The 22,905-nt window shown below is 75.7% G+C and carries 19 protein-coding genes; 7 read left to right on the forward strand and 12 right to left on the reverse strand.

Features of this window, described 5'->3' with window-relative positions; all coding sequences use genetic code 11:
- Positions 1-32: 32 nt before the first annotated feature.
- The 5 genes from ACGF07_RS17340 to ACGF07_RS17360 form a co-directional block, all read right to left on the reverse strand.
- Complete coding sequence (locus ACGF07_RS17340) at positions 33-1,307, reverse strand: C40 family peptidase (protein ID WP_392899540.1); 1,275 nt, start codon at positions 1,305-1,307, stop codon at positions 33-35.
- Positions 1,308-1,546: 239 nt separating this feature from the next.
- Positions 1,547-2,626: a hypothetical protein gene (locus ACGF07_RS17345; RefSeq protein WP_392899543.1), complete on the reverse strand. Its 1,080-nt coding sequence runs from the start codon at positions 2,624-2,626 to the stop codon at positions 1,547-1,549.
- Between the two features lie 88 nt (positions 2,627-2,714).
- Positions 2,715-4,469 carry a threonine/serine exporter family protein gene (locus tag ACGF07_RS17350; protein WP_392899653.1) on the reverse strand — a complete coding sequence of 585 codons (1,755 nt, stop codon included), beginning with the start codon at positions 4,467-4,469 and terminating at the stop codon, positions 2,715-2,717.
- 609 nt (positions 4,470-5,078) lie between these two features.
- Entirely contained in the window at positions 5,079-7,445 is a 2,367-nt protein-coding gene (locus tag ACGF07_RS17355; RefSeq protein ID WP_392899546.1) for a hypothetical protein, read from the reverse strand.
- A gap of 69 nt (positions 7,446-7,514) precedes the next feature.
- Entirely contained in the window at positions 7,515-9,419 is a 1,905-nt protein-coding gene (locus ACGF07_RS17360; protein ID WP_350740584.1) for an ATP-binding protein, read from the reverse strand.
- Positions 9,420-9,674: 255 nt separating this feature from the next.
- Between ACGF07_RS17360 and ACGF07_RS17365 the strand changes: the two genes are divergently transcribed.
- Positions 9,675-9,980 carry a hypothetical protein gene (locus ACGF07_RS17365; protein ID WP_350740587.1) on the forward strand — a complete coding sequence of 102 codons (306 nt, stop codon included), beginning with the start codon at positions 9,675-9,677 and terminating at the stop codon, positions 9,978-9,980.
- A 71-nt stretch (positions 9,981-10,051) separates the two neighbouring features.
- On the opposite strand, the gene ACGF07_RS17370 is transcribed toward ACGF07_RS17365, so the two are convergent.
- A complete protein-coding gene (locus tag ACGF07_RS17370) occupies positions 10,052-11,200 on the reverse strand; it encodes a TetR/AcrR family transcriptional regulator (protein WP_392899548.1) in 1,149 nt (382 codons plus the stop codon).
- A 196-nt stretch (positions 11,201-11,396) separates the two neighbouring features.
- Here ACGF07_RS17370 and ACGF07_RS17375 point away from each other — a divergent pair, with 196 nt between their 5' ends.
- Complete coding sequence (locus ACGF07_RS17375) at positions 11,397-12,554, forward strand: acyl-CoA dehydrogenase family protein (RefSeq protein ID WP_392899551.1); 1,158 nt, start codon at positions 11,397-11,399, stop codon at positions 12,552-12,554.
- Positions 12,555-12,682: 128 nt separating this feature from the next.
- Here ACGF07_RS17375 and ACGF07_RS17380 read toward each other — a convergent pair whose 3' ends face one another.
- A complete protein-coding gene (locus ACGF07_RS17380) occupies positions 12,683-12,949 on the reverse strand; it encodes a hypothetical protein (protein ID WP_392899553.1) in 267 nt (88 codons plus the stop codon).
- 113 nt (positions 12,950-13,062) lie between these two features.
- Between ACGF07_RS17380 and ACGF07_RS17385 the strand changes: the two genes are divergently transcribed.
- The gene (locus ACGF07_RS17385) at positions 13,063-13,380 is read left to right on the forward strand and encodes a cupin (protein WP_350748026.1); all 318 of its coding nucleotides are present in this window, start codon (positions 13,063-13,065) and stop codon (positions 13,378-13,380) included.
- A 48-nt stretch (positions 13,381-13,428) separates the two neighbouring features.
- Here the strand turns inward: ACGF07_RS17385 and ACGF07_RS17390 are convergent, their stop codons facing one another.
- Positions 13,429-14,019 carry a TetR/AcrR family transcriptional regulator gene (locus ACGF07_RS17390; RefSeq protein ID WP_350748023.1) on the reverse strand — a complete coding sequence of 197 codons (591 nt, stop codon included), beginning with the start codon at positions 14,017-14,019 and terminating at the stop codon, positions 13,429-13,431.
- Positions 14,020-14,129: 110 nt separating this feature from the next.
- Between ACGF07_RS17390 and ACGF07_RS17395 the strand changes: the two genes are divergently transcribed.
- From ACGF07_RS17395 to ACGF07_RS17410, 4 genes are all read left to right on the forward strand, one after another.
- Complete coding sequence (locus ACGF07_RS17395) at positions 14,130-15,866, forward strand: MFS transporter (RefSeq protein WP_392899557.1); 1,737 nt, start codon at positions 14,130-14,132, stop codon at positions 15,864-15,866.
- A 297-nt stretch (positions 15,867-16,163) separates the two neighbouring features.
- Positions 16,164-16,799, forward strand: a complete 636-nt coding sequence (locus ACGF07_RS17400) for a class I SAM-dependent methyltransferase (protein WP_392899559.1) — start codon at positions 16,164-16,166, stop codon at positions 16,797-16,799.
- A gap of 254 nt (positions 16,800-17,053) precedes the next feature.
- Positions 17,054-17,326 carry a Sec-independent protein translocase subunit TatA gene (tatA, locus tag ACGF07_RS17405; RefSeq protein ID WP_350748015.1) on the forward strand — a complete coding sequence of 91 codons (273 nt, stop codon included), beginning with the start codon at positions 17,054-17,056 and terminating at the stop codon, positions 17,324-17,326.
- A 163-nt stretch (positions 17,327-17,489) separates the two neighbouring features.
- Entirely contained in the window at positions 17,490-18,011 is a 522-nt protein-coding gene (locus tag ACGF07_RS17410) for an ion channel (protein WP_350748009.1), read from the forward strand.
- An 85-nt stretch (positions 18,012-18,096) separates the two neighbouring features.
- Here the strand turns inward: ACGF07_RS17410 and ACGF07_RS17415 are convergent, their stop codons facing one another.
- The 4 genes from ACGF07_RS17415 to ACGF07_RS17430 all read right to left on the reverse strand — a co-directional run bounded on the left by ACGF07_RS17415 (position 18,097) and on the right by ACGF07_RS17430 (position 22,662).
- Positions 18,097-18,471, reverse strand: coding sequence for a VOC family protein (locus tag ACGF07_RS17415; protein WP_350748007.1), 375 nt, complete (start codon positions 18,469-18,471; stop codon positions 18,097-18,099).
- 29 nt (positions 18,472-18,500) lie between these two features.
- Complete coding sequence (locus ACGF07_RS17420; protein ID WP_392899564.1) at positions 18,501-20,216, reverse strand: protein kinase; 1,716 nt, start codon at positions 20,214-20,216, stop codon at positions 18,501-18,503.
- A 605-nt stretch (positions 20,217-20,821) separates the two neighbouring features.
- Complete coding sequence (locus ACGF07_RS17425; RefSeq protein ID WP_392899566.1) at positions 20,822-21,862, reverse strand: hypothetical protein; 1,041 nt, start codon at positions 21,860-21,862, stop codon at positions 20,822-20,824.
- Positions 21,859-22,662, reverse strand: a complete 804-nt coding sequence (locus ACGF07_RS17430) for an RNA polymerase sigma factor (protein ID WP_350749651.1) — start codon at positions 22,660-22,662, stop codon at positions 21,859-21,861. Before ACGF07_RS17430 ends, ACGF07_RS17425 begins: the two co-directional genes overlap by 4 nt.
- Positions 22,663-22,905: the final 243 nt, after the last annotated feature.

Here is a 22,905-nt window from a genome sequence, read left to right on the forward strand (position 1 = left end):
GGGCGGGCGGACCGCTACGGGCGGCCGGACCGCTACGGGCGGGCGTAGAAGTCCGGGGTGCCCATGATCCAGAGGCTGGCCTGTTTGACCGGCATGCCGACCCGGGGGGCCTCGATCATCTGGTCGTCGCCGATGTAGAGGCCGACGTGGTGGATGTCCTCGGCACGACCGGTGTCCGTCCAGAAGACCAGGTCGCCGGGGCGCAGGTCGCGGTAGGTGATCGGGGTGGACTGGGCGTACTGGTCGGCGGCGAAGTGGTTGAGCTGCTTGCCGCCGGTGCGCCAGGCCATCATGGTCAGCCCCGAGCAGTCGTAGCCGTCCGGGCCCTCGCCGCCCCAGACGTAGGGCAGGCCGATCGTGGAACGGGCGAAGGCCACGGCGGCGGCCGCGCCCTGCTCGGACCAGGGCCGCGGCTGCGGCGGTGCTGCCGGGGTGGCGGCGGCAGCGGCGGCTGCTTCGGCTTCGCGAGCCGCCTGTTCGGCCGCGGCGCGGGCGGCCGCCTCGGCCTCGCGGGCGGCGATCGCCTCGAGGGCGTCGCGGCGCCTGCGTTCCAGCTCGACGGTGGTGTGCCGAGCGGCGGCCAGTTCGGCGAGCAGCTGCTCGCGGCGCCGGGTGGCGGCGGCCACCTCGCCCTGCTGGACGGCGAGCCGCTGTTCGGCCCGCGCCCTGGCGGCGCCGACCTCGGTCGCGGCCTTCTCGGCGGCCGCGGTGGCGGTGCGGGCGGTGGCGGAGGCGGCCTTGGCGGCGGCGGCCGTGGAGGTGGCGGCGTCCAGGATCTGCCGGGTGCGCTCGCTGACCACGCCGACCGCGGCCGCGCGGTCGCCGGCGTCCCGCGCGCCGTGGGCGCCGAGCAGGGCGTTGAGTGCGGACAGTTCGGCGCCCGCGCCCTGGCGGTACGTCTCCGCGGCGAGCCGGGCGGCGTCCTCGGCGGCCTCGGAGCGGGCGGCCTCGGCGGCGGCCGCGCGTTGGGCGGCCGCCGCCTCCTGGGCGCGGGCACGGCTGAGGGCGAGTTGCGCGCCGTTGTAGGCCTCGACGGCCTGTTCGGCGCCGCGCCCGGCCCGGTCGAGTTCGGAGCGGGCGGTGGTGAGCGCGGCCTCCAGCGCGGCGACCGAGGCGGCCTTGCCGTCGGCCTCGGCGCGGGCCCGGTCGATCTCCTCGGGGGTCGGGTACGGCTCCGCTCCCGCGGCCGCGCCCCGGAGCGGTCCGGCCGGCGGCTCGGGATCCGCGGGGGCGGCCTGGGCCGCGGGGAGCAGCCCGAGCAGAGCGGTGAGGGACAACAGCAGGGTCGGCAGGAGCCTGCGCGCCACGGGACATCCCTTCTCGTGGGTCCGGAGGGACGGGCGGCGGACGCCGAGCGGCACGGGCGGGCGGCGGCCCGGGCGGCGGAAGGTCCGACGGATCATCCCATCACATGACAGAACGGTCACTGACGGACCATGTTCTCAATTCCGGCGGATTTCGCGCCGGGAACGCGCTCCGCCGGTCGGGTGAGCATCCGATGATCTGATCGGGCATCACGCCCGCGCGCTCGGGCGCGGCGCGCGGACTACCGCCGGATCCGGCGGGTGCGCGGCCGCAGGCGGGGGTGCCGTTCGGGCCGCGTCTCCTGCCCCGCGGTACCGAGCGCGTACGTCCGGTTGCGCCCGGCCCGGACCGTACGGCGCCGCTGCTGCGCCCCGCGGGTGCGGCCGGGGCCGCTGCCGTGGACGGCCTCGGCCGGCTGCGCCGGTGCCGCGGGCGAGTGCGGCGCCCCGGCGGCGGCCGAGCGCCGGTCGGCCAGGCGGGCCCGGCGGCGGGCCAGCGAGCGGGCCGCGTGCGCGTCCAGGTGGGCGGTGGCCCGGGCGGCCATCCGCTCGGCGACCCGATGCGCCGCCGGGTGGTTGGCGGGCACCTTGTCGGGCGCTCCGGCGATCAGGTCGAACAGCCAGGTGCGGGCCCGGTCCGCACGCCGGTGCAGCAGGCGCTCACGCCGGAGCGCGCGCGCCCGGCGCCGGGAGTGCGGCTTGTAGCGCCAGCGGGCCCACGGGCTGCTCGGGCGGGCCAGCCGGATCGCGCCGATCCAGGAGAGGCCGGGGACCATGATCCCGAGCAGGCCGGTCCACACCTTGCCCTTGAGCAGGGTGATCACCGAGGCCAGGGCGTTGACCGAGATCACCGTGATCAGCCCCCACCGGGTGTCCTCTCCGGGCAGGGCGCCGAACGGGACGTACCCGATCAGGAGCAGGGCGGTGAACAGGATCCCGAAGATCACCGCGTCCACCGACTTGCGGCCCTGCTCGCTCCAGTAGACGTCGTTCAGGTGCAGGATCAGCGCGAACTCGTCCAGCACCAGACCGCAGCCGATGCCGAAGACCAGGCCGAACCAGTCGATCCAGGGGGCCCCTCCGTAGGTGGCGAACACCCCGATGCCGCCGACCAGCAGGAAGCCCAGGCCGAACACCATGTGGTGGATGTGCAGCCCGCCCGGGGTCACGTTGCCGGGCCACCAGCGCACCTGGGCGCGGATCATCCGGACGCTGAACCGGATGAAGACGAAGGAGACGATGAAGCCGACCAGCAGCAGGAACAGCGGCTGCTTGTGCGCGTTGACGATGTGCTCGCGGTAGCCGTCCAGCAGTGTGGTCATGGGTCTTACCTTCGTTCCTGGTCCTGCGTACTGCCTGCCGTGACATGGCCCGGAGCCCAACGCTGCTCCAACACGGGTCAACGCACGGTCAGAACCCCCGGGTGCGCTTCGCCGCCCGGCGGGGCACCACCGGGGGCAGCGACGGCAGCTCGGCGCCGACCGGGAGCTTCAGGAACAGCCGGGCGATCTCGCCACCGAGGTTGACCCCGACCGCCAGCGCCATCGCGATCGCCGCCGCCCGGAACACCGACACCAGGCCGGTGCTGGAGTGCCCCTGGGCGAAGGCCAGCATCCCGAGGTAGAGCGCCGAACCCGGCATCAGCGGGCCGATCGCGGCGGTCACGTACGGCAGCGCCGAGCCGTTGCGGTAGCGCGCCATCAGCTGGCCGAAGAGGCCGACCAGACCGGCCGCCACACCCGTCGCCGCGATCTGGTTGACCCCCGCGTTGTAGACCAGCGCTCCGTAACTGGCCCAGCCGATGCCGCTGTTGGCGGTGACCAGGGCGAGGGTGCGGCGGTCGGTCTGCAGCAGCATCGCGAAGGCCAGGGTCAGCAGCATCGCGGCGACCATCTGGATCGGCGGGGAGCTGACCCCGGCCAGGCTCTCGTCCGGACGCAGCTTCGCCTCGAAGCCGACGCCCAGGTAGAGGATCACCATGACGCCTATCACGATGCCCGCGACCAGGTAGATCACCTCCAGCAGACGGGCCGCCGCGGTGATGTAGAAGCCGGTCAGGCCGTCCTGGACGGCGGCGACCAGGGCGCGCCCCGGCAGCAGGGCGAACAGGCCGCCGGTGATGACGACCGAGCCGCGCAGGCCCCAGTCGTTGAAGGACAGGATGATCCCGGAGGCCGCGGCCGGCATCGCGGCCGCCACGAACTGGTAGAACTCCGGCAGCCGGCGCCGGGCCAGCGCGGAGGCCAGCCGGTCGCCGAGGACCGCCGCGACGAAGGCGCTGGCGAAGACCAGCCAGGCCTTGTCGTCGGCCTGCCCGCCGACCAGGAAGGTCGCCGCGCCGGCCAGCAGACCGGTGGTCAGGGCGAGCAGCCAGGCCGGGTACGGGTGCCGGTTGCGGCGGATCAGGGCCAGCCGCCGGTAGGCGTCGTTGACCGTCACCTTCTCCGCCGTGATGTCCGCGACCAGCTCGTACACCGCGTTCAGCCGGGTGTAGTCGGAGGTGCGGCGGCGCACCACGCGGTCGGCGGTGACCGGCGGCTCCACCAGCGAGGGCTGGTGGGAGATGCCGATCAGGGTGAAGGTCACCTGCGGCTCGCAGTGGTCCAGCCGGTAGGCGTGGGCGATGCCGAGCATCGCGGCCTCGACGTCCTCGGCCGCCTCGCCGCTGGCCAGCATCAGCTCGCCGATGCGGAGGGTGAGGTCGAGGATGCGGGGGACGTTGCGGGCTGCGCCGGCCGAGGGGTGCAGCTCCCGGGCGGTCCGCTCGAAGGCGGGGCGCTCGGACATCGGGGTGCGCAGCAGGGTGCGCATCCGGTCCGGCCAGGGCGCCTCGCCGGGGGCACCGGGGGTGAGCTCGGGGATCGGGATGCCGGTGGGCGGGGTGTAGCCGGCCGCGCGCCACTCCTCGGGGGTGAGGGTGTCCTCGGCGACGGAGCGCCGCCGGGCCGGGCGGCCCGCCTCGGGGCGGGCATCCCGGGGGCGCAGGTCGACGGTGAGCTCGGGGTGCGGTTCGGTCCCGGGCTCGGCGTCCCGGGCCGGGGACCGCTCCGGTGCCGGCCCCGCCGGTTCCGGCCGCGCAGCCGGTTCCCCAGCCGGTTCCGGTGCCGACGTCGGTGCCGGTTCCCCAGCCGGCTCCGGCGCCGGCCCCGCCGGTTCCGGCGCCAGCAGCCCCCTGGTCTCCGGGGCGGGCGGGACGAGCGGGACGACGGTGGTGGGCTCGACGGGCGGGGCGGGGTGGCCGAGCAGGCCCTCGGTGGGCGGTGCGTCCGCGGGGTGCACCGGCTTCGGCGGCGCCTGCCGTGTCTGGCGTACCGCCCGGCCTCCCCTCGTCCGCTTGCCCGCACCCGGTCGGCCCCGCTTCGGCACTTGCGCTCCTCGCCGCCCCTGGTGGCCGCCGGCCACCGTTCGATCTCGGGTTACACCTTGCCCGATCGAACAGCTTGACGCACATGTACGAGACGTCCCGCGACCTGCGTCGCGATCGCCCACCCGGCACGGTGGGGCGGGCGGCCGGTACCGAGCCGGACGGCGGGACCCGGAGCCCGCAGCGGCTCGACCGCCCCGGAGACCGACCCGGGACGGTACGGCACACCGCGACACGCCACGCCACGGGACGCCGCGACACGCCACGGGAACCGCGCCACGTCAGGGCCACGGCGCGGGGCCCCGGGGATCACCATGGGGACCCCCGAGGCCGGCAGGATGCCGACCGGACGGCCTCGGGGTACCCCGGCGGACGGTGGGCGCGGCGGGACGGGACGGAGCGGGCCGGGCTCAGAGCCCGTAGCGATCGATGATCTCCGTGTGCCGGCCGATGTCCGCGCCCGCGGCCTTGGCCAGGTCGAACCAGGCGAGCGGATGCTCCCAGTCGGCGGTGAGCCGGTGCATCAAGGCGTCGGCCTCGGCGGCCGAAGCGGTCGGCGGCACCCCGAGCGCGGCGTAGACGCCCGGCAGCGTCATCGCCTCCTCGTCCTCGTCCGCCGGGTCGTGGACGTGGTACTGCTCACCGCTGTACGCCCAGACCGCGTGGCCGGCCTCCCGCAGCCCGTCGCGCAGCGCGGTCCAGGCCTCGTCGCCGGGCCAGGCCCCGTCGATCCAGTAGGTGGTGTAGCCGGCCGGGTCGAGCAGGGTCAGCAGCTCGAACACCGGACGCCAGCGGACCCGCTCCGCCTCGGGGACCCCCTCGTCCGGCGGCTCCTCCAGCAGGGCCGGGGCGAACACCACCACGTCGCCGTGGTTGAGCGCCACGTCGTCGCCGAGCACCGGCAGGATCCGGGCGGTGGCCGGGCCGGTCCGGACCGCGGGCAGGTCGGCCGTCGAGCCGTTGGTGCGGGTGGCCCGAACGGTGACGAGCTGCCACTCCTCGTCCACCGGGCCCTCGGGCGCGTCGAACTCGATGCCGAGCCGGGCACCGGTGGCGCGGACCACGGCCCAGTCCCGGTTGGCGGTGGCCGCGGTGATCAGGTGCCAGAGGTCGGGCTCCTGGACCGTCCGGTGCAGGTCCTCCTCCGCGGCCTCCTCGGCCGGCAGGGCGTGCTCCAGCAGCTCCTGGTAGAGCCGCTGCGCGGTGGCGTGGTCGCCCAGCCGGGTGGCGGCGGCTGCGGCCAGCCGGCGGGTGTTGATCCGGCTCGCGTCCAGCGCGAGGATCGCCCCGCACTGCTCCAGCACCTCGGCCCAGCGGCCCTCGGCGGCGGCCCAGCGGGCGCGGACCCAGTGCCCGTCGGCCGGGCTGGTGGCGGCCAGCCGGTCGGCGAGGCGGCGCACGCCCTCCGCGTCGGCGGCCTGGATCAGGGCGTGGCCCAGGGTGCCGATCAGCTCCTGGTGGTCCGGGTCGGCGTCCAGCCGGCGCCACAGCAGGTCGGCGGCGGCGCGGGCGTGGCCGAGCCCGCCCAGCACGTTGGCCAGCAGGAGGACCAGCTCGGTGGCGCCGGCCTGCTCACCCCGGTACCGGTCCAGGGCGACGGAGAGCAGGTCGGCGCCGGTCTCGAAGGGCACCCGGGCCTCGGCCAGGTGTGCCGTCAGTTCGCCGGGCGGCACCGGCAGCTCGGGCACCGGGAGCGCCTCGGCGGCCGCGCGCAGGGCCCCGACGTCCTCGGCCACGTCGTCGGTGCGCCGCAGCCGGGTGAGCTTGCGCTCCGCGGTCGCGGCGAGCGTGAGGGCCACCGTGCGGGCGCCGCGGGCGACGGCCAGCCGACCGGCCGCCAGGGCCAGGTCCACGCAGGGGCGGTGCGAGCCGGTGCCGTCCAGGTAGCCGACCCAGCCGGCCAGGACGGCGCCCAGTTCGGCGTCGTTCTCCCAGGCGCCGGCCGCGACCAGGAGGGCGACCGTCTCCGTCCAGGCGTGGCGCAGGTCGGCGTGGCGCTCGGCGGCGTCCCGGGAGGGCAGCAGCGGGAGCGCCTCGTCCGTCCGGCCGAGCGAGGCCAGCGCGCGGGCCCTCAGCAGGCCGCCCCAGAGCCGGTCGCTCTCGTCGATCTCGCGGCCCCGGGCGCGCTCGGCCCGTTCGGCGGTGTCGATCAGGGCGAGCACCTCCTCGTGCCGGCCCAGACGGTGCAGGGTGCCGGCCCGCGAGTGGTGGAAGTGCAGCGAGAGCCGCTCGCCGGCCGCCTGTATTCGGGCGGCCGCGGTGTCGAGGTGGCTGAGCGCCTCGGCGGGGCGGCCGTCGTCCTCGAGCGCGTCGGCGTACTCGCGGGAGAGGCAGTCGAAGCAGGCGCGGGCGGGCTCGATCCTGGCCAGTGTCTCGCCGAGCACCTCCAGCCGCTCCGGCACGTAGCCGGGGCCGTCGACCCGGGCGTGGCAGATCGCGAAGTCCTGCACCACGCAGACCGACTGGGGGCAGCCGACGGTCTCCTCCCGGTGGGCGAACTCCAGCAGGTCCACCGCCTCGGGCAGGGCCTGCTCGCCCTGGTGGCGCTTGTTCAGCAGGTTCTGCATCCGCCAGTGCCGCAGGTAGACCTCGACCCAGGGCAGGCCGAGCGCCCGGGCGGAGGCCACCGCCTCCGGGTAGACCGCGTCGAGCTGGTCGTTGCGGCCCTCGTTGGCGTGGCCCGGGAGCTCGTAGATGGCGTCGGCCAGCCGCCTGTGGCCGGCCTCGGCCAGCTGGCGGTGGGTGTCGTGCACCCAGGCCCAGATGTCGGTCGTCATGGGATCTCCCCCTGCGTCGTGCTCATGAGTTGTCTACCGCGGGCCACTGACAATCCGTCGGGCGGACCGTCACGCCTGCTCCGGCAGCGCCCCGGGGCTGTCCGGGACGGCCGGGAGGCCCGCCGGCACGGCGGCGGTCAGCGCGGAGACCGCCGTGCCGATGCCGGCCAGCGCGGCGCCGAGGTCCCCCTCGGAGGGGCCGGCCGAGGCGGAGGCCATGATCACCTTGAGCGAGCGGAGCAGCCCGGCCGCGGTGGCGCTGCCGGTGTGCCCGGCACGGTAGGCGGTGAGCAGGTCCTGGACGGCCGGGCAGGCCAGGTTGAGGTAGAGCCGGGCCTTGACCTCGCCGCCGGTGCGGGCGGTGAACGACCGCGCCAGCCGCAGCGCGGCGGACGGGATCCGGGCGTCGGCCTGGTCGTCCTCGATCCTGGCCTTCAGCTCGGCCTCGCGGTCGGGAACCAGGACCAGCGGCAGGCCGGGCGGGTCGAAGCGGGCCGGGACGAGCTGCTCGCCCGGGTCGGTGAGGGCGCCGGCCAGCCAGGCCGACTCCTCCGGCGGCAGCGGGCGCTCCGGGTCGCGGAACAGTTCGCGGTTGCCCTGCTCGCTGCCCAGCTCGACCAGCCGGCAGCCGCGCAGCTGGGCGTAGCGGCGCAGGAACGGCAGGACGGCGTAGCGGTCGCCGCGGGCGATCGGCACCCGCATGGCGCGGTAGAGCATCTCCTCGAAGCCGCCGCCGCTGCCGAGCGCGACGTGCACCGCTCCCCCGCCGGCCGCGCGCAGGCCGCCCGCAGTGAGGTCGCCCTGCGAGGTGGGCACCGGGACGTCGTCGGCGAGCAGGGTGAACAGGCGTTCGTCGCAGAGCGCGGCGCCGAGCAGGTCCTGGCCGTGCCGGGTGAGGATGCGCCGCCAGACGGCGGGCCGCAGCCGGGCCGTCTCGTACAGGCCGTCGACGACGGCGTCGGCGAGGGCCCGCTGCAGGGCGCGGTAGTGCTCGTCGCGCTGGAGGTCCTCGCGGCTGGCGGTGGGGGTGAGCCGGTTGGACTCGACCACGCCGCCGATGAACCCGGCCCAGCCGGGCAGCAGGTCGCGGGCGTCCTCGGCGAGCAGCATGCCGCGCAGGTAGACGGCGAGGTCGCGGTTGTCGGTGCTGCCGTAGGTGCCGCCGTCCTGGACCCAGAGCAGGCCGACGGCGTCGGTGGCGCCCTCGACGGGGTGGACGGGGAAGGCGGTGAGCGGTTCGAAGCGGCGGCCGAAGGCGTTGGCGAAGCGCATCCGGGCGGCGTGCTGGTCGCCGTCGACGGGCCGGCGCCAGGGCACCTGGACGGCGTTGACGGGCTCGGTGTCCTCGCCGACGTAGACCGGGATGGGCAGCAGCACGCAGTAGCGTCCGAGGACTTCGCGCAGGGCGTGCTCGTCGGCGAGGTGGGCGTGCTCGGGCTTGAGGGCCAGTTCGACCACGGTGCCCGGCTGCGGCCTGGCGGCGACCCGCTCGACCCGGTACTGCTCGCCGCCGCGGCTGCGGTAGCGGTGGCCGAGCCCCGGCTCGCGGTGCGAGGTGGTGGTGACGGTGACCTCGTCGGCGACCGAGAAGGCGGACAGGAAGCCCAGGCCGAAGGCGCCGATCAGCTCCTGGTTGCCGGTCAGCTCGCGCAGCATCCGGGTGTAGCCGGTGCCGACGGTGGCGAGGTAGGAGTGGATCTCCGGCTCGGTGAGGCCGGCCCCGGTGTCCTCGACGGCGACGGTCCGCCGCACGGCGTCGGCGCGCACCCTGATCATCGGGCGGTGTTCGCCCTGGGGGTCCTCCAGGAGCCGGCGGGTGTGCGAGTCGTGGGCGTTCTGGACGAGTTCGCGCAGGGCGACCAGCGGCGTGGAGTAGAGGTGGGTGGCGAGGACGTTCACCAGGCCGCCGAGATCGACCTCGGTGGTGCGCAGGTCCTCGGCGGGGGTGGGCTCGGTCGGGGCACCTTCAGACATGGGTCCCCAGTGTGCCAGTGCGACAATCCGGCGACCATTTCTTTCTTCGCGGGATGCCGGGCATGACAGCGGGCCGGTGGCGCCGCGCGGTCAATGCCGGATCGGCCGGACCCCCCATCGGGGGAAATGCCACCCGTTCGGTGGAGTTCGCCCACGCCGCCGGTGAATGCTGATCATGCGACGTCAGACAACGGCGCCACGGAGCGGCCACTCCGGAGCGCGCCACCCGGGCAGTTCCACTCCAGGGAGACCAGCGTGTCCCGTATTCGCGCAGCCGCCGCCGTCACCGCCCTCGGGGCCTTCCTCCTCGTCGGCGTCGGCGCCGCCACCGCGCACGCCGACAGCGGCGCCGGTGCGGCCGACCACTCCAACAGCAGCGTCGTGAGCAACACCGGCTCGGGCAACGTGATCGGCAACGTCCACGGCAACGTGGTCAACACCCAGCAGACGGCGACCGGTTCGGGCGCGAGCAACCAGAACAACGGCCTCGCGGTGACCGGCAACGGCGGGAACATCGGCGCCCTCCAGGGCAACGGGAACTCCGACACCCAGGGCCAGTGACGGCGTGACCGCCGAGCGGCCGGGCGCCCGCCCCGTCGAAGCGGGGCGCGGACGCCCGGCCCGTCCGTGCGTCAGGACAGTCCCAGCACCGCCCGGCCGAGGCGCCCCAGGCAGTCCCCGAGGTCCGGGCGGGCGCTGTGCGGCCGGTTCCGCACCCCGTCGTTGACCAGGGCGAACAGCGCGTGCACCCGGATCCGGGCGCTCACCGCGTCGCACTCGGGGCGCACCTGCCGCAGCAGAGCGACCCAGGTGCGCAGGAAGTCCCGGCGGAACTCCACCGCGGCCCGGCGGTCCGGTGGCGCGAGCCGCTCGGTCTCACTGAGCATCGCGCCCAGGTAGTCCCCGTTGCCCAGCGCGAAGTCCACGTACGCGCCGAGCCCGGCCGAGAGCGCCGCCCGGGGCCCGTCGGCGGCCCCGATCGCCCCCTCCACCTCCTGGCGGAGCCGCTCGCGGCTGCGCTCCAGGGAGGCGGCGAGCAGGTGGGCCTTGCTGTCGAAGTGCCGGTAGACGCTCGGGCCGGAGATGCCGACGGCGGCGCCGAGCTGGTCGGTGCTGACGTTGTCGAAGCCGCGCTGGTGGAACAGCCGGACGGCCGCCGCGAGCAGTTCCTCCCGGCGGCCGCGGGGGCGGGGTTCCGGCGCGGGGGCGACCCCGGGACCGGCGGCCGTGCCGTCCAGGGACACCGCGAGGACGGCCGCGACGATCTCGCGCAGCAGCGCCTCGGCCCGCCGGGGCTGCGGCGCGGCGCTCTGGTAGGACAGCCCCGAACAGGCCGAGAGCGCCGCCCAGCAGAGCAGTTCGGCGTCGGCTCCGCCCAGTCGGGGCCGTTCGGCGCGCAGCAGCGCGGTCATCAGGGCGACGTCGGCGCGGAGTTCGCGCCGCAGCGCCGCCCGCCGGGCCGGCGGCAGCAGCCGGGCGTCGCGCTGCACCAGGGTGCCGAGCGGGCGGTGGCCGACCGCCACGGCGGCCAGGACGGCGCCGAGTTCGGCGGTGCTGCCGGCCGCCCGCAGCCCGTCGCCGAGTGCGGCCAGGCCCAGCCCGAGGGCGCGGTCGAGCAGTTCGGGCTTGCCGCGGAAGTGGCGGTAGAGCGCGGGCGCGGTGATGCCGACCCCGGCGGCGACCTCGGTCATCGAGACCTGGTGGTACCCGCTGCGGTGGAAGCGGTCGGCGGCCACGGCGAGGATCTGGGCGCGCCGGCCGGGCGGCCGTCGGACCACCATGGCGCACCTCCCTCGGGCCGCTTCGAACGCCGTCCGAAGGCTAGCAAGGATTCACTTGACGCTGCCGTCCGCCCGGAATTCCGGGCCGGTCGACTCTGGACACCGGAAGCTACCCGGGATTAACTTGTCGGGCCACCACCTGGGCCGTTCCGCCGTGGCCGGTACGCCGGCCGGCGTCGTCGAAGGGAGCGCCGCCGTGCGCCGCACCGTGTTCAACGAGGACCACGAGGCCTTCCGGGAGACCATCAGGGACTTCATCGCCCGCGAGGTCGTCCCGGTCTACGAGAGCTGGGAGGCCGACGGCCACCCGCCGCGCGACTTCTACCGCAAGCTCGGCGAGCTCGGCGTCTACGGCATCGAGGTGCCGGAGGAGTACGGCGGCGCGGGCGAGAGCGGCTTCAAGTACCAGGCGGTGATCGCCGAGGAGACCGCCCGGGCGGGCGTGAGCTTCGGCTCCTCCGGGGTGCACACCGGACTGGTGCTGCCCTACCTGCTGGAGTACGCCAACGAGGAGCAGAAGCGGCGCTGGCTGCCGGGCTTCGTCTCCGGCGACATCATGACCGCGATCGCGATGACCGAGCCGGGCGCCGGTTCCGACCTCGCGGGCATCGCCACCACCGCGCGGCTCTCCGGGGACGGCACCCACTACGTCCTGAACGGCGCCAAGACCTTCATCACCGGGGGCGTGCTGGCCGACCTGGTCCTGGTGGTCTGCCGGACCTCGCCGTACGACCCGCAGGACCGCCGGGCCGGGCTGTCCATCGTGTGCGTGGACACCACCTCGCCCGGCTACACCGTCGGCCGCAAGCTGCAGAAGATCGGCCTGCGCAGCTCGGACACCGCCGAGCTGGCGTTCAGCGACGTCAAGGTGCCGGTGGAGAACCTGCTCGGCGAGGAGGGCAAGGCCTTCTCCTACCTGACCCACAACCTGGTGCAGGAGCGCCTCGCGATCGCCGTCGGCGCCTACGCGGCGGCCGCGGCGGCGGTGCGGTTCGCGGTGCAGTACGTCAAGGACCGCAAGGTGTTCGGCAAGGCGGTGGCCGAGTTCCAGAACACCAAGTTCACCCTGGCCGACTGCGAGTCCCAGGTGATGGCGCAGCAGTCGATGGTGGACCGCGCGCTGGAGCTCTACCAGAACGGTGAGCTGAGCGTCGCGGACGCGGCCGCCGCGAAGCTGTTCTGCACCGAGTCGGCCTCCGTGGTCATCGACAAGTGCCTCCAGCTGCACGGCGGCTACGGCTACATCCTGGAGTACCCGATCGCCCGGCTCTACACCGACAACCGGGTGTTCCGGATCTACGGCGGCACCAGCGAGGTGATGCGCAGCATCGTCGCCAAGTCGCTCGGACTGTAGGCGCGGCGCGGCCGCCCCGGAAGCGCCGGGGCGGCCGCGACCCGTGGGGCCGTGCGCACGGTGAGCGGTGCTCGGACGGGCGAGCCGCGCTCAGTTGGGTGAGCGGTGCTCGGACGGGTGAGCCGTGCTCAGTTGGGTGAGCTGTGCTCCGCACGCCAGGCCTCCCAGCCCGCCGCGGAGGCCGTCTTGACATCACGCAGGGCCCGCTGGGCGAGTGCGGCCGGCGGGGTCTCCAGGCTGCGCACCCACTTGCGGCCGGCGGTGAGCAGCGCCGCGCACACCATCGCCGCCCCGGCCGCGCCGAGCACCGAGCCGATGGCGGTGAGCACCATGCCGCCGGCCAGCATCGAGCGGTTGACCCGTACCTCGCTGAGGATTCTCCGGTTGGTCACCATGCCTCCACGATGGGGGCAGTCGGCGGCGGGTGCACCTCGGGTGCGCCATCGCGGGCCCTCCGGGTGCGGTTCGGGAGCGCGTCCGCGACCCTGGGCACAGGCGAGGAGGAGCGATGCCCGATCTCGAACAGCTCACCGCGGAGCACGCCGCCCTGGCGGCCGAGAGCCCGCACGGACGCAGCGCCCATCTGGTGCTGCACGACGGCGTGCTGCGGCAGACGGTGATCGCGATGACGGCCGGCACCGCGCTGGACGAGCACACCCCGCCCACCGCCGGCAGCGTCCAGGTGTTGCGCGGCCGGGTGTCGCTGACCATCGCAGGGCGGCGGACGGAGTTGTCCGTCGGGGAGCTGGAGCCCGTCCCGCAGGAGCGGCACGGGCTGCTCGCCCACGTCGACTCGGTGGTGCTGCTGACGGCCGTCACGGCGTGACGGCGGCCGCCACGGCGCGTGGCGGCCGACCGGGAGCGGCACCGGCCGTCAGGGGGCGGCGGTGCCCAGCACGCTGCCGCTGACCAGCCGGAGCCCGCGGAGGAACTCCCGGCCGCTGGGGACCAGTTCGGGCGCGGCGAGCCACTGGGCGGCGTATCCGGCCAGCAGGATCTGGTAGAAGGTGCCGCGGGCGAGCTCCTCCTCGGTGTCCGGCACCTCGGGCACCCCCTGGAACAGGGCGGCGAGGCCGAGCCGGCCGTCCTTCTGCGCCTCCGCGAAGGCCTGCGCGAGTTCGGGCTCCTGACCGGCCTGGGCGAGCGCCTCGAACTGCGCCGCCCAGAGGCCCCGGTGCTCGACGAAGACGCCCTTGAGCCCCTCCCAGGCCGCGGCGAAGCGCTCCTCCGGGTCGTCGGAGCTCCGGTTGGCGGCGGCGACCACCGCGCCCAGGCTCGCTCCCAGGTCACCGATCGCCTCGATCATCGCGGCGTTCAGCAGGGCGTCCTTGGAGCCGAAGTGGTAGCCGATGGCGGCCAGGCTGACGCCCGAGGCGGTGGCGATGTCCCGGGCGGTGGTGCGCCCGTAGCCCTTCTCGTACAGGCAGCGCTTGGCGCCGGCCATCAGGTCTTCGCGGTTTCCCATGCCAGTGATCCTACGGAACGCCTGCACAGATGTCTTGCACGGCCGTCTCGGACTATCGTTTTACACATATGTACTAGACAGGCGTCTGACACGCCCGTACCGTCTTCCCCATGACCGCAACCACCGGCCGCGCAGGCCGTCGCGAATGGATCGGCCTGGCCGTCCTCCTGCTCCCGACCCTCGTGCTCTCCATGGACATGGGCGTGCTGTTCTTCGCCGTCCCCTACATCTCCACCACGCTGGCGCCGAGCGGCACCCAACAGCTGTGGATCATGGACATGTACTCGTTCCTGCTGGCCGGGCTGCTCATCACCATGGGCGCGCTGGGCGACCGGATCGGCCGCCGCCGACTGCTGATGATCGGCGCGGCCGGCTTCGCCGGCGCCTCGCTCCTCGCCGCCTGGTCCGGCAGCGCCGAACAGCTGATCGCCGCGCGCGCCGTGCTCGGTGCCGCCGGGGCCACCGTGATGCCCTCGACCCTCGCGCTGATCCGCAACACCTTCCACGACCCCAAGCAGCGGCAGGCCGCCCTCGGCGCCTGGGGCGGCGTGCTCACCGCCGGGGCGACCCTCGGCCCGGTTGTCGGCGGGCTGCTGCTCGACCACTTCTGGTGGGGCTCGGCCTTCCTGGTCGCCGTCCCGGTGATGGTCCTGCTCCTGCTGGCCGCCCCCGTCCTGCTGCCCGAGTACCGCAACACCGCCCCCACCGGCCGCTTCGACCTGCCCGGCGCCGCGCTGTCGCTGGCCGCGATCCTGCCGCTGGTCTACGGGATCAAGACCCTCGCCGTGGACGGCTGGAGCATGCCGCCCGCCCTCGCCGTCGCCGCCGGGCTGCTGCTGGCGGGCGCGTTCGTGTGGCGCCAGCGCACCGCCGCCAGCCCGCTGATCGACCTCGGCCTGTTCCGGATCCGCACCTTCAGCGGGGCGATCAGCGTCAACACCGTCGCGATGTTCGCCATGATGGGCTTCGCCCTCTTCACCTCGCAGTACCTGCAACTGGTCAAGGGCATGAGCCCGTTCACCGCCTCGCTCTGGTCGCTGGTGCCGAGCGTCGGCGTCGGCGCGGCCGTCGGGCTCGGGGCGGCGCTGGCCGGCAAGGTCCGTCCGGCGGTGCTGATGGGCGGCGGCTTCCTGGTCGGCGCGACGGGCTTCGCGATGATGACCCGGGTCGGCGCGCACTCCCCCCTCGCGCTCATCCTCACCGCGGCCGGCGTCCTGGCCGCCGGAACGGTCGGGACCATGACGATGACCGCCGAGATGGTCGTCTCCGCCGCCCCGGCCGAGCAGGCCGGCGCCGCCTCGGCCACCTCCGAGACCGCCGTCGAACTCGGCAGCTCGCTCGGCATCGCCCTGCTCGGCGCGGCGGGCGCCGCCGTCTACCGCCACCAGCTGGACGGCGCCCTCCCGGCGGGCGTGGACGGCCAGGCCGCCGACGCGGCCCGGGACACCCTCGGCGGCGCCGTCTCCGTCGCGGCCCACCTGCCCGGACGGCTGGGCGGCGACCTCCTGGAGACCGCCTTGCACCGCCTTCACCGACGGCCTCCACGTCGCCGCCGTCGTCGGCCTGGTCACCGCCCTCGGCGCCGCGCTGCTCGCCTACCGGCTCCTCCGCCACCTGCCGGCCACCCAGGCGGCCGCGGCCCCCGAGGCCGAGGCCGTGACCGTCTGACCGGCCGCCGGGCCCGGACGGCTCCGCGCCGACGGGCCGGACGGCCCCGATCCCCGCGCGTCATCGAGACCCCCGCCCACCCGGGCGGGGGCTCTCCGCCGTCCCCGCCCGCCCGGGGTTCCGCTCGACGTCGAGCATCGACATGGCGCCGTGGTCCGGGGCACGCTGCAGCCCGGTGAGGCGGTGGAGGGTCCGTACCGCATCCGGCCGGGGCAGCTCGGGGAGCCCCCGTGCGGGCGGGCCGAACCGTGTGACGCCCCCATCGCGGTCAGCCGTGGTGGTCCCGGAGCATCGCCGCCATCTCCTCCCGGGAGACGGACCGCTCCGAGCCCTCATGGCCCGGACGAACCGGTCGTCCATCCCTCCGGGCGGCGCTCGGGCCGGCGCTCGGCACTGGAACGGGGCCGGGCCGCGGCCGGGGGTGAGGCATCCGCGGGGGGTGGTCCGGGTCGGGAGGGCCGTGCCAGGGTGGGGGCATGGTGACCGGTCACGGGCGGGTGCGCGGGAGTTACGACGCGGTGGCGGAGGAGTACCTGGGGCGGATCGGGGGTGAGTTGGCGTACAAGGTGGTGGACCGGGCCCTGCTCGGGGCCCTCGTGGAGGAGGCGGCCGGCGGGCTGATCGCCGACCTGGGCTGCGGGCCCGGGCACGTGACGGGGTGGCTGACCGGGCAGGGGGCCTCGGTGGTGGGGGTCGACCTGTCGCCGCGGATGGTCGAGCTGGCCCGGCGGGAGCAGCCGAAGGCCGAGTTCCGGGTCGGCGACCTGCTGGCGCTGCCCGCCGCCGACGTGGAGTTCGCGGCCGCGGTGGCGCTCTACTCGGTGATCCACCTGGAGGCGGAGGAACTCCTGCCCGCCTTCGTCGAGATGCGGCGGGTGCTGCGGCCCGGCGGGGTGCTGCTGGTCTCCTTCCACCTGGGCGACGAGGTGCGGCGGATGGAGGAGTGGTGGGGCCACCGGGTCGACGTGGACTTCCACTTCCTGGAGACCGACGCCGTCGCCGGCCGCCTCGTCGAGGCCGGGTTCGGGATCGAGGCGCGGCTGGAGCGGGAGGGCCTGCCCGAGGAGGCGCCCACCCGGCGCGGGTACCTGCTGGCGCGGCGGTCGGGGTGAGACGGGGCCGGTCTCGGGGTGAGACGGGGCCGGGTCCCGAGGCGAGTCGGGGGTAGGTCCCGGGGCGAGTCGGGGCGGGACGCCGCCCACCGGGGCACGCAGGACCAGCACCGCCGCTCCGCCCAGGTGGCACCTGGTTTTCGGCCAGCGTTTCCCGGCCGGTGTATCCGTTCGCCGTCAGGGCCAGGCATACTGGCGAGCATGGGCGCTAGCGCCCTCCGTGACTCTAGACAAGAAGGGACCGGTGGCCAGGGATGCTGCGGAACGGTCTTGAGCCCTGGCACATCTTCGTGGTGCTGGCGGTCGTCATCCTGCTGTTCGGGTCGAAGAAGCTGCCGGAGATGGCCCGCGGCCTCGGCAAGTCGATGCGCATTCTGAAGGCGGAGACCAAGGCGATGCGGGAGGACGACCCGTCGACGGAGGCCGGCACCGCGCAGAGCACCGCCGACCGTCCGGCCGTCACGCCGACCAACGTGACGAAGGCCACCGAGTCGACCGACGCGAAGCGTCCCGAGACGACCGCCTGAGTCGTCCGACGTCCCGCAGAGCCCCCGACGGATCTCCCGTCGGGGGCTCTGCGCGTGCCCGGGGCCGTCCGCACCGAGGGGCTGACCGCCCGGGGGCGGGCGGCCTGACCCGTTCGGGGGCGCCGACGGGCGCCCGGGGCGCCGCGGCGGCAAGCTGGGCGGGATGTCCGAGAACCCGCCGCCGCACGCCACCCCGGCCGCCGCCGTCTGGCTGCTGGGCGCCTGCACCGTCCTGATGGTCGCCTACTTCACGCTGCCGCTGCGCCTCCTCGGCCAGCAGCGGCCGGTGCTCAGCTGGCTGGTGTTCGGGGCCGCGCTGACCGGGTTGAGCTGGCTGCTGCTGGCGAAGATCACGGCCGTGCTGCAGGGGCGGGCGAGGCGGCCGGTCGCCTGGCTGGCCTTCCTGATCTTCCTGGCGATGACCGTCTTCTCCGCCGCCTACTACGTGCTCGCCGCCCGGCCCGGCGAGTTCGCGGGGATGGACACCCGGCTCGACGCGCTCTACTTCACCGTCGTCACCCTGGCCACCGTCGGCTACGGCGACATCACGCCGGCCGGGCAGGCGCCGCGGCTGGTGGTGATCCTGCAGATCGGCTACAACTTCGTCTTCCTCGCGGCCGCGGCCGGGACGCTGTCCCGGACGATCCGGGCGGGCGTGGAGAGCCGGGTGCGGCGGAAACCGTGAGGCCGGGGGCAGGGAGCCGGGGGCAGGGGGCAGGTGTCCGGGCCGGAGGTGCGGCCGGCGTTGTCCACAGGCTGTGGACAACGCGTCAGGAGCGACCGGCGTCGATCACGCAGAAGCGGTTGCCCTCGGGGTCGGCGAGGACCACGAAGTCCGGGTCCTCGGGGTAGCGGTCCCAGTCGACCCGCTCGGCGCCCAGGGCGACCAGGCGCTCGACCTCGGCGGCCTGGTCGGCGGCGTCCTCGGCGTAGAGGTCCAGGTGGACCCGCGGGTGCGACTGGACGGGCGACTCGCTGAGACCGAGGGCCAGTTGCACCCCGCCGCCGCCCTCCGCGGGCACCAGGACCGTCCAGCGCTCCTCCACCACCCCGCCGCGCGGGACGAGGCCCAGGGCGGCCGTCCAGAAGGCGACGGCGCGCGTCATGTCGGAGACACCGAGGACGAGGGAACCGATCGTCAGCATGAGCCCATTCTGGCGCAACGTCAGCGGCCTCAGTCGTCCTGGAGGTTCGCGGCGGCGTGGAGAGTGGCGAACAGGGCGGAGAGGCGGGCGTTCCAGTTGGCGTAGGTGGGGGCGTCGACGGCGTGCCTCTTCCCCATGTCCTTGATCACCTTCTGGGCGCCCCTGAGCTGCTGGGCGGCCTCGTCCGGGTTGCCCTCGTTGAGGCTGGCAGCGGCCCCGTCGAGGATCCGCAGCAGCTCCGCCTGGCGGTCCCGCTCCTTGGTGATCTGCGCCTGGGCGACCGCCTGGCGGAAGGACTGGAGCTGCAGTTCCGCGGGCTGGTTGCGGGGCACGGCCGGGGAGGCGTTCGGCGGCGCGGGAGTGGTGGGCGCCGCCGAGCCGGGAGCCGCCGTCGACGCGGCACCGGCGGTCGACGCGGCGGTGGGCGAGGTGGCCGCCTTGGAGGCGGTGGCGGCGGGCGGGGCCTTGGGAGCGGCGGCGTTGCCGGCCGGCTCGTCGAAGGCGGCGACGGCCAGAGCGGTGATCCCCGCCAGCCCGGCGATGCCGAGGGCGCCGATGACCAGGGGCTTCCTACGGCGGTTCCGGGCGGGGGCGGAGGAGGCGTGGCCGGAGGACGGGTGCGCGGCGGCGGGGCCGGGGGCGGTCGGGCCGAGGGTGGTCGGGCCGGGGGTGGTCGGGCCGGGCGGGACGGGAGCCATCACGGAGGTGGCGGCGGGAGCGGAGCGGGGCGGCTGGGGTGGGAGGAGGGTGGTGTGCTGCTGGTCCGGGTTCGCGTGCGGGTGGTCGGGGGCCGCGGTGACCGGCGGGAGCAGCTGGGTGGCGGAGGAGGCGGAGGCGGACGCGGCGAGGAGTTCCGCCGTCGGGTCTCCGACCGCCAGGCCCGGCACGGTGGCCAGCAGCTCGGCGCGCGCCGCGGCGGCGTCGGCCGGGCGGTCCGCCGGGTCCTTGGCGAGCAGGCGCAGCACGGCCGCGTCCAGGGCCGGCGGCAGGCCGGGGCGCCGTACGGACGGGGGCAGAGCCTGCTCGCTGACGTGCTTGAAGGCGATCGCCACCGGGGTCTCGGCGGTGAACGGGGTCTCGCCGGTGAGCATCTCGGTCAGCACGCAGCCGACGGCGTAGAGGTCCGTGCGGCCGTCCAGGGCGGAGGCGGTGGCCTGCTCGGGGGACAGGTAGGCGGCCGTGCCGAGCACGCTCGCGGTCTGGGTCAGGTTGCCGGAGGACCCGGCGCGGGCGATGCCGAAGTCGACGACCTTCACCCCGCCGTCGTCGGTGATCATGATGTTCCCGGGCTTGATGTCCCGGTGCACCAGCCCGGCGCCGTGCGCGACCACCAGCGCCTCGCAGACGGCCGCCGCGATGCCGACCGCGCGTTCCACCGGCAGCTGCGGCTGATCGGCCAGGACGGCGGCCAGCGAGCGGCCCTGGACCAGCTCCATGACGATGAACGGGGTGCCCTGGTCCACGCCGGAGTCGAAGACCATGACGATCCTCGGGTGCACCAGCATCGCGGCGTGCTGCGCCTCCCGGCTGAAGCGCTCGGCGAAGCGGGGGTCGTCGGCGAGGCCTCCGTTGAGGACCTTGACGGCCACCTGACGGCCCAGCACGTGGTCGACGCCGCGCCAGACGGTGGCCATGCCGCCGACGCCGAGTATCCCGACCAGTTCGTAACGCCCGTTCAGCGCCCGTCCGATCACCTGCAGCTCCCCTCGTGTGCGGCGGCCGGGGGTCCGGGGCGCCGGGTGCACCTGTGCACGATAGCCGTGGGGCGGGGCGGGGGGCGCCGGGGCGGGGTGGGGCTCTCGGGAGGGCGGGTGCGGAGGCGGGTGCGGGGGCGGCCGCTCCGGGGGCTGGGGGTGGTGCGGGGCCGGGCGGTGCAGGGTGGGGCGCCGGGGGCGGACGGGGGACCGGGCAGCGGTCCCCCGGCCGCCGGCGCGGGGGTGGGGGCCCCCCCCCCCGCCGGGGGGGGGGGGGGGCGGGGGCGGGGCCCGCCCCCCCGCGGCGGGGGGGGGGGGGGGGGCGCGCGGGGCCGGCGGGGCGGGCCGGGGGGCGGGGGGGGGGGGGGGGGGGGGGGGGGGGGCCCCCGGCCCCCGGGGGGGGGGGGGGCGCCCCCCCGGGCGGGGGGGGGGGGGGGCCCCACGGTTCCGGGCCGATCGAGCCGGCGGCGCGTACGGGGTGGGCGCCGCTCGGGCCGGTCGGGCCGGCCGGGTGGACGGTGGGCACGGGGGAGCCGACCGGCCACCCGGGGTCTTCGGGTGGTTGTGCGTCCTGCGGGTGGTGCGGGTGGTGGTGCGATCCGGGTGGGCGGCGAGCCCGGGGGGAGTCGCTCGCCGCCCACCCGGAGTTCTGGGGGTCACCTCCGGGTCGACTGCTCGTCCTCGGAGGGGACGGTCCTGCTCGGACGGATGTCCGGCGGGGTGGGTGGGGCCGGTGGGGTCGGTGCGGTCACGCCGTTCTTGCCGGGTTTCGTGCGGCCACCGCCGCCGTCCTGGCCGTTGGTGCCGCCGCCGTTGGCGTTCGAACCGCCGTTGGCGTTGCCGTTCGAGCCGCCGTTGGCGTTGGACTTGCCGTTGTCCCCGCCGTTCTTGCCGCCGTCCGTCGCGGGCGAGGTACGGGCGGGGGTGCTCGGCTGTGCCGTGGCGCCCTGGCTGCCGGACGTGCCGTCGCAGTAGCCGGCCACGCCGTCCGCTCCGCCGGCCGCCGCGACGAGCGGGGCGAAGAGCGGGTCGGCGGCCAGCTGGCGCGGGTGCTCGCCCTTGTCCGTGCGGTCCGTGAAGCCCTGGCAGAGCGGGACCAGCGCGGGCGGCAGGGAGGGCCGGGCGCCGTGCTCGCCGGTGCCGGTCGTGCCCGGAGCCGCCGTCTGCGGGCCGCCAGAGGCGGTGCCGGACGGCCGGGCGGACTCGAACGGCGCCGCGGGTCGGGTGCCGGCCGCGCCGGAGTGGGGCGCGCCCGGGGAGCTGCCGGACGAGCCGCCCGGGACGGTCGGCGGACGCTGCGGCTCGGACGGGCCGCCGCCCAGCGGGGACGGCAGGTTTCCGGTACCGGCGGCGACCGCGACCCCGCACAGCGCGGTGGCCCCGAGCACGGCGGCAGCGGCCTTCGTGCTGAAGGCCCTGGCCAGCGCGGCGGTTGCCATGGATCGTCTCCGGACGGGGGTCACGACGGGGTCGGGCGCGAGACTCGCCTTCCGGAACGCGGCCAGGGCGGCCTCCTCCCCGGCCAGTTCCGCTGCCGACGCCGGGGCGGCGGCCGCGGCCAGCACCCGGGCGACGTGCCCGGGACCGTCCGGTCCGGTGAGCGAGGCGTCCTGCCCGGCCGACGGGCCGCCCACGGCACCACTGAGCAGCTGCTCGGCGGTGTCACGGTCGATCCGGCGGGATCGGTTGGTGCTCATCTCATGTCCTTCAGCGTCGCGGCCCGGCGTTCTGTCACACCCTGCGGAGAACTTTTTTCCGCGGGTTCCTGCGGCGGGCCCGGCGGCCGGTCCCCGGCCCCCGGTTCGGCGCTGCGGGCGGCGGGGATCCCGGCCCCGGAGGAGGGGTGGTCCAGCAGCTTGGCCAGTCGCCGCAGCCCGCGGTGGGCGGCCATCCGGACGCTGCCGGCCCGTTTGCCGAGCACCCGGGCGGCGCTCTCGGCGTCGAGTTCCATGACCACTCTCAGCAGCACCGCCTCGGCCTGGTCGCGCGGCAGCCGGGAGATCAGCGCCAGGGCGTCGGCGGTGCCCACGGTGGTGAGCGCGGCGCCCGCGGTGTCGTCGCCGGACGCGAGCTCGGCCAGGTACTCGACGGGCAGGTCGGCGACCGGGCGGCGGCGCCGGGCGCGCAGGTGGTCCAGGGCGCGGTTGCGGGCGATGGTGGCGGCCCAGCCGCGGAAGCCGTCCCCGTCGCCGGAGAAGCCGCGCAGGTCGCGGGCGATCTGCAGCCAGGCCTCGGAGGCGATGTCCTCGGCGTCCTGCACGTCCTCGGGCCGTCCGCCGACCAGCACCCGCAGGTAGCGCAGCAGGCCCGGCTGGACGGTCCGGAACAGCAGCCGGAACGCCTCCTCGTCCCCGTCCTGGGCGGCGCGGACCGCCTCGGTCAGATCGGGCGCGGGGGCCGGGCCCGGTGGGGGGCCGGCTGCTGGGACTGGTCCGGGCCGGCCGAGGGGGCTGCCGGTGCCCGCTCCGGGGCCTTCTGCACTCTGCACCCGCCCCATCATGCGTCATCCGGGGAACCGGGTCGGCGCCGGTCGCGGGTCCGGGCCGCCCGGGGCGGGCCGCCGGCGGCGCTCCCGGCGGTCCTGGGCCGGTCCCCGCAGGTCGGAGGCGGTGTCACGGGGCGCGCCGTGACAACTGTCATGCGGATCCCGCAACGGACGGCACTGCTGCGGCGGGGGGCCGGACGGAAAGACTGGCGGCACGCCGAGGGCAGGGGCCCGCGGCACCGGACGGGGAGGAAC

It is taken from the genome of Kitasatospora sp. NPDC048194 (assembly GCF_043202455.1).
GTDB lineage: Bacteria > Actinomycetota > Actinomycetes > Streptomycetales > Streptomycetaceae > Kitasatospora.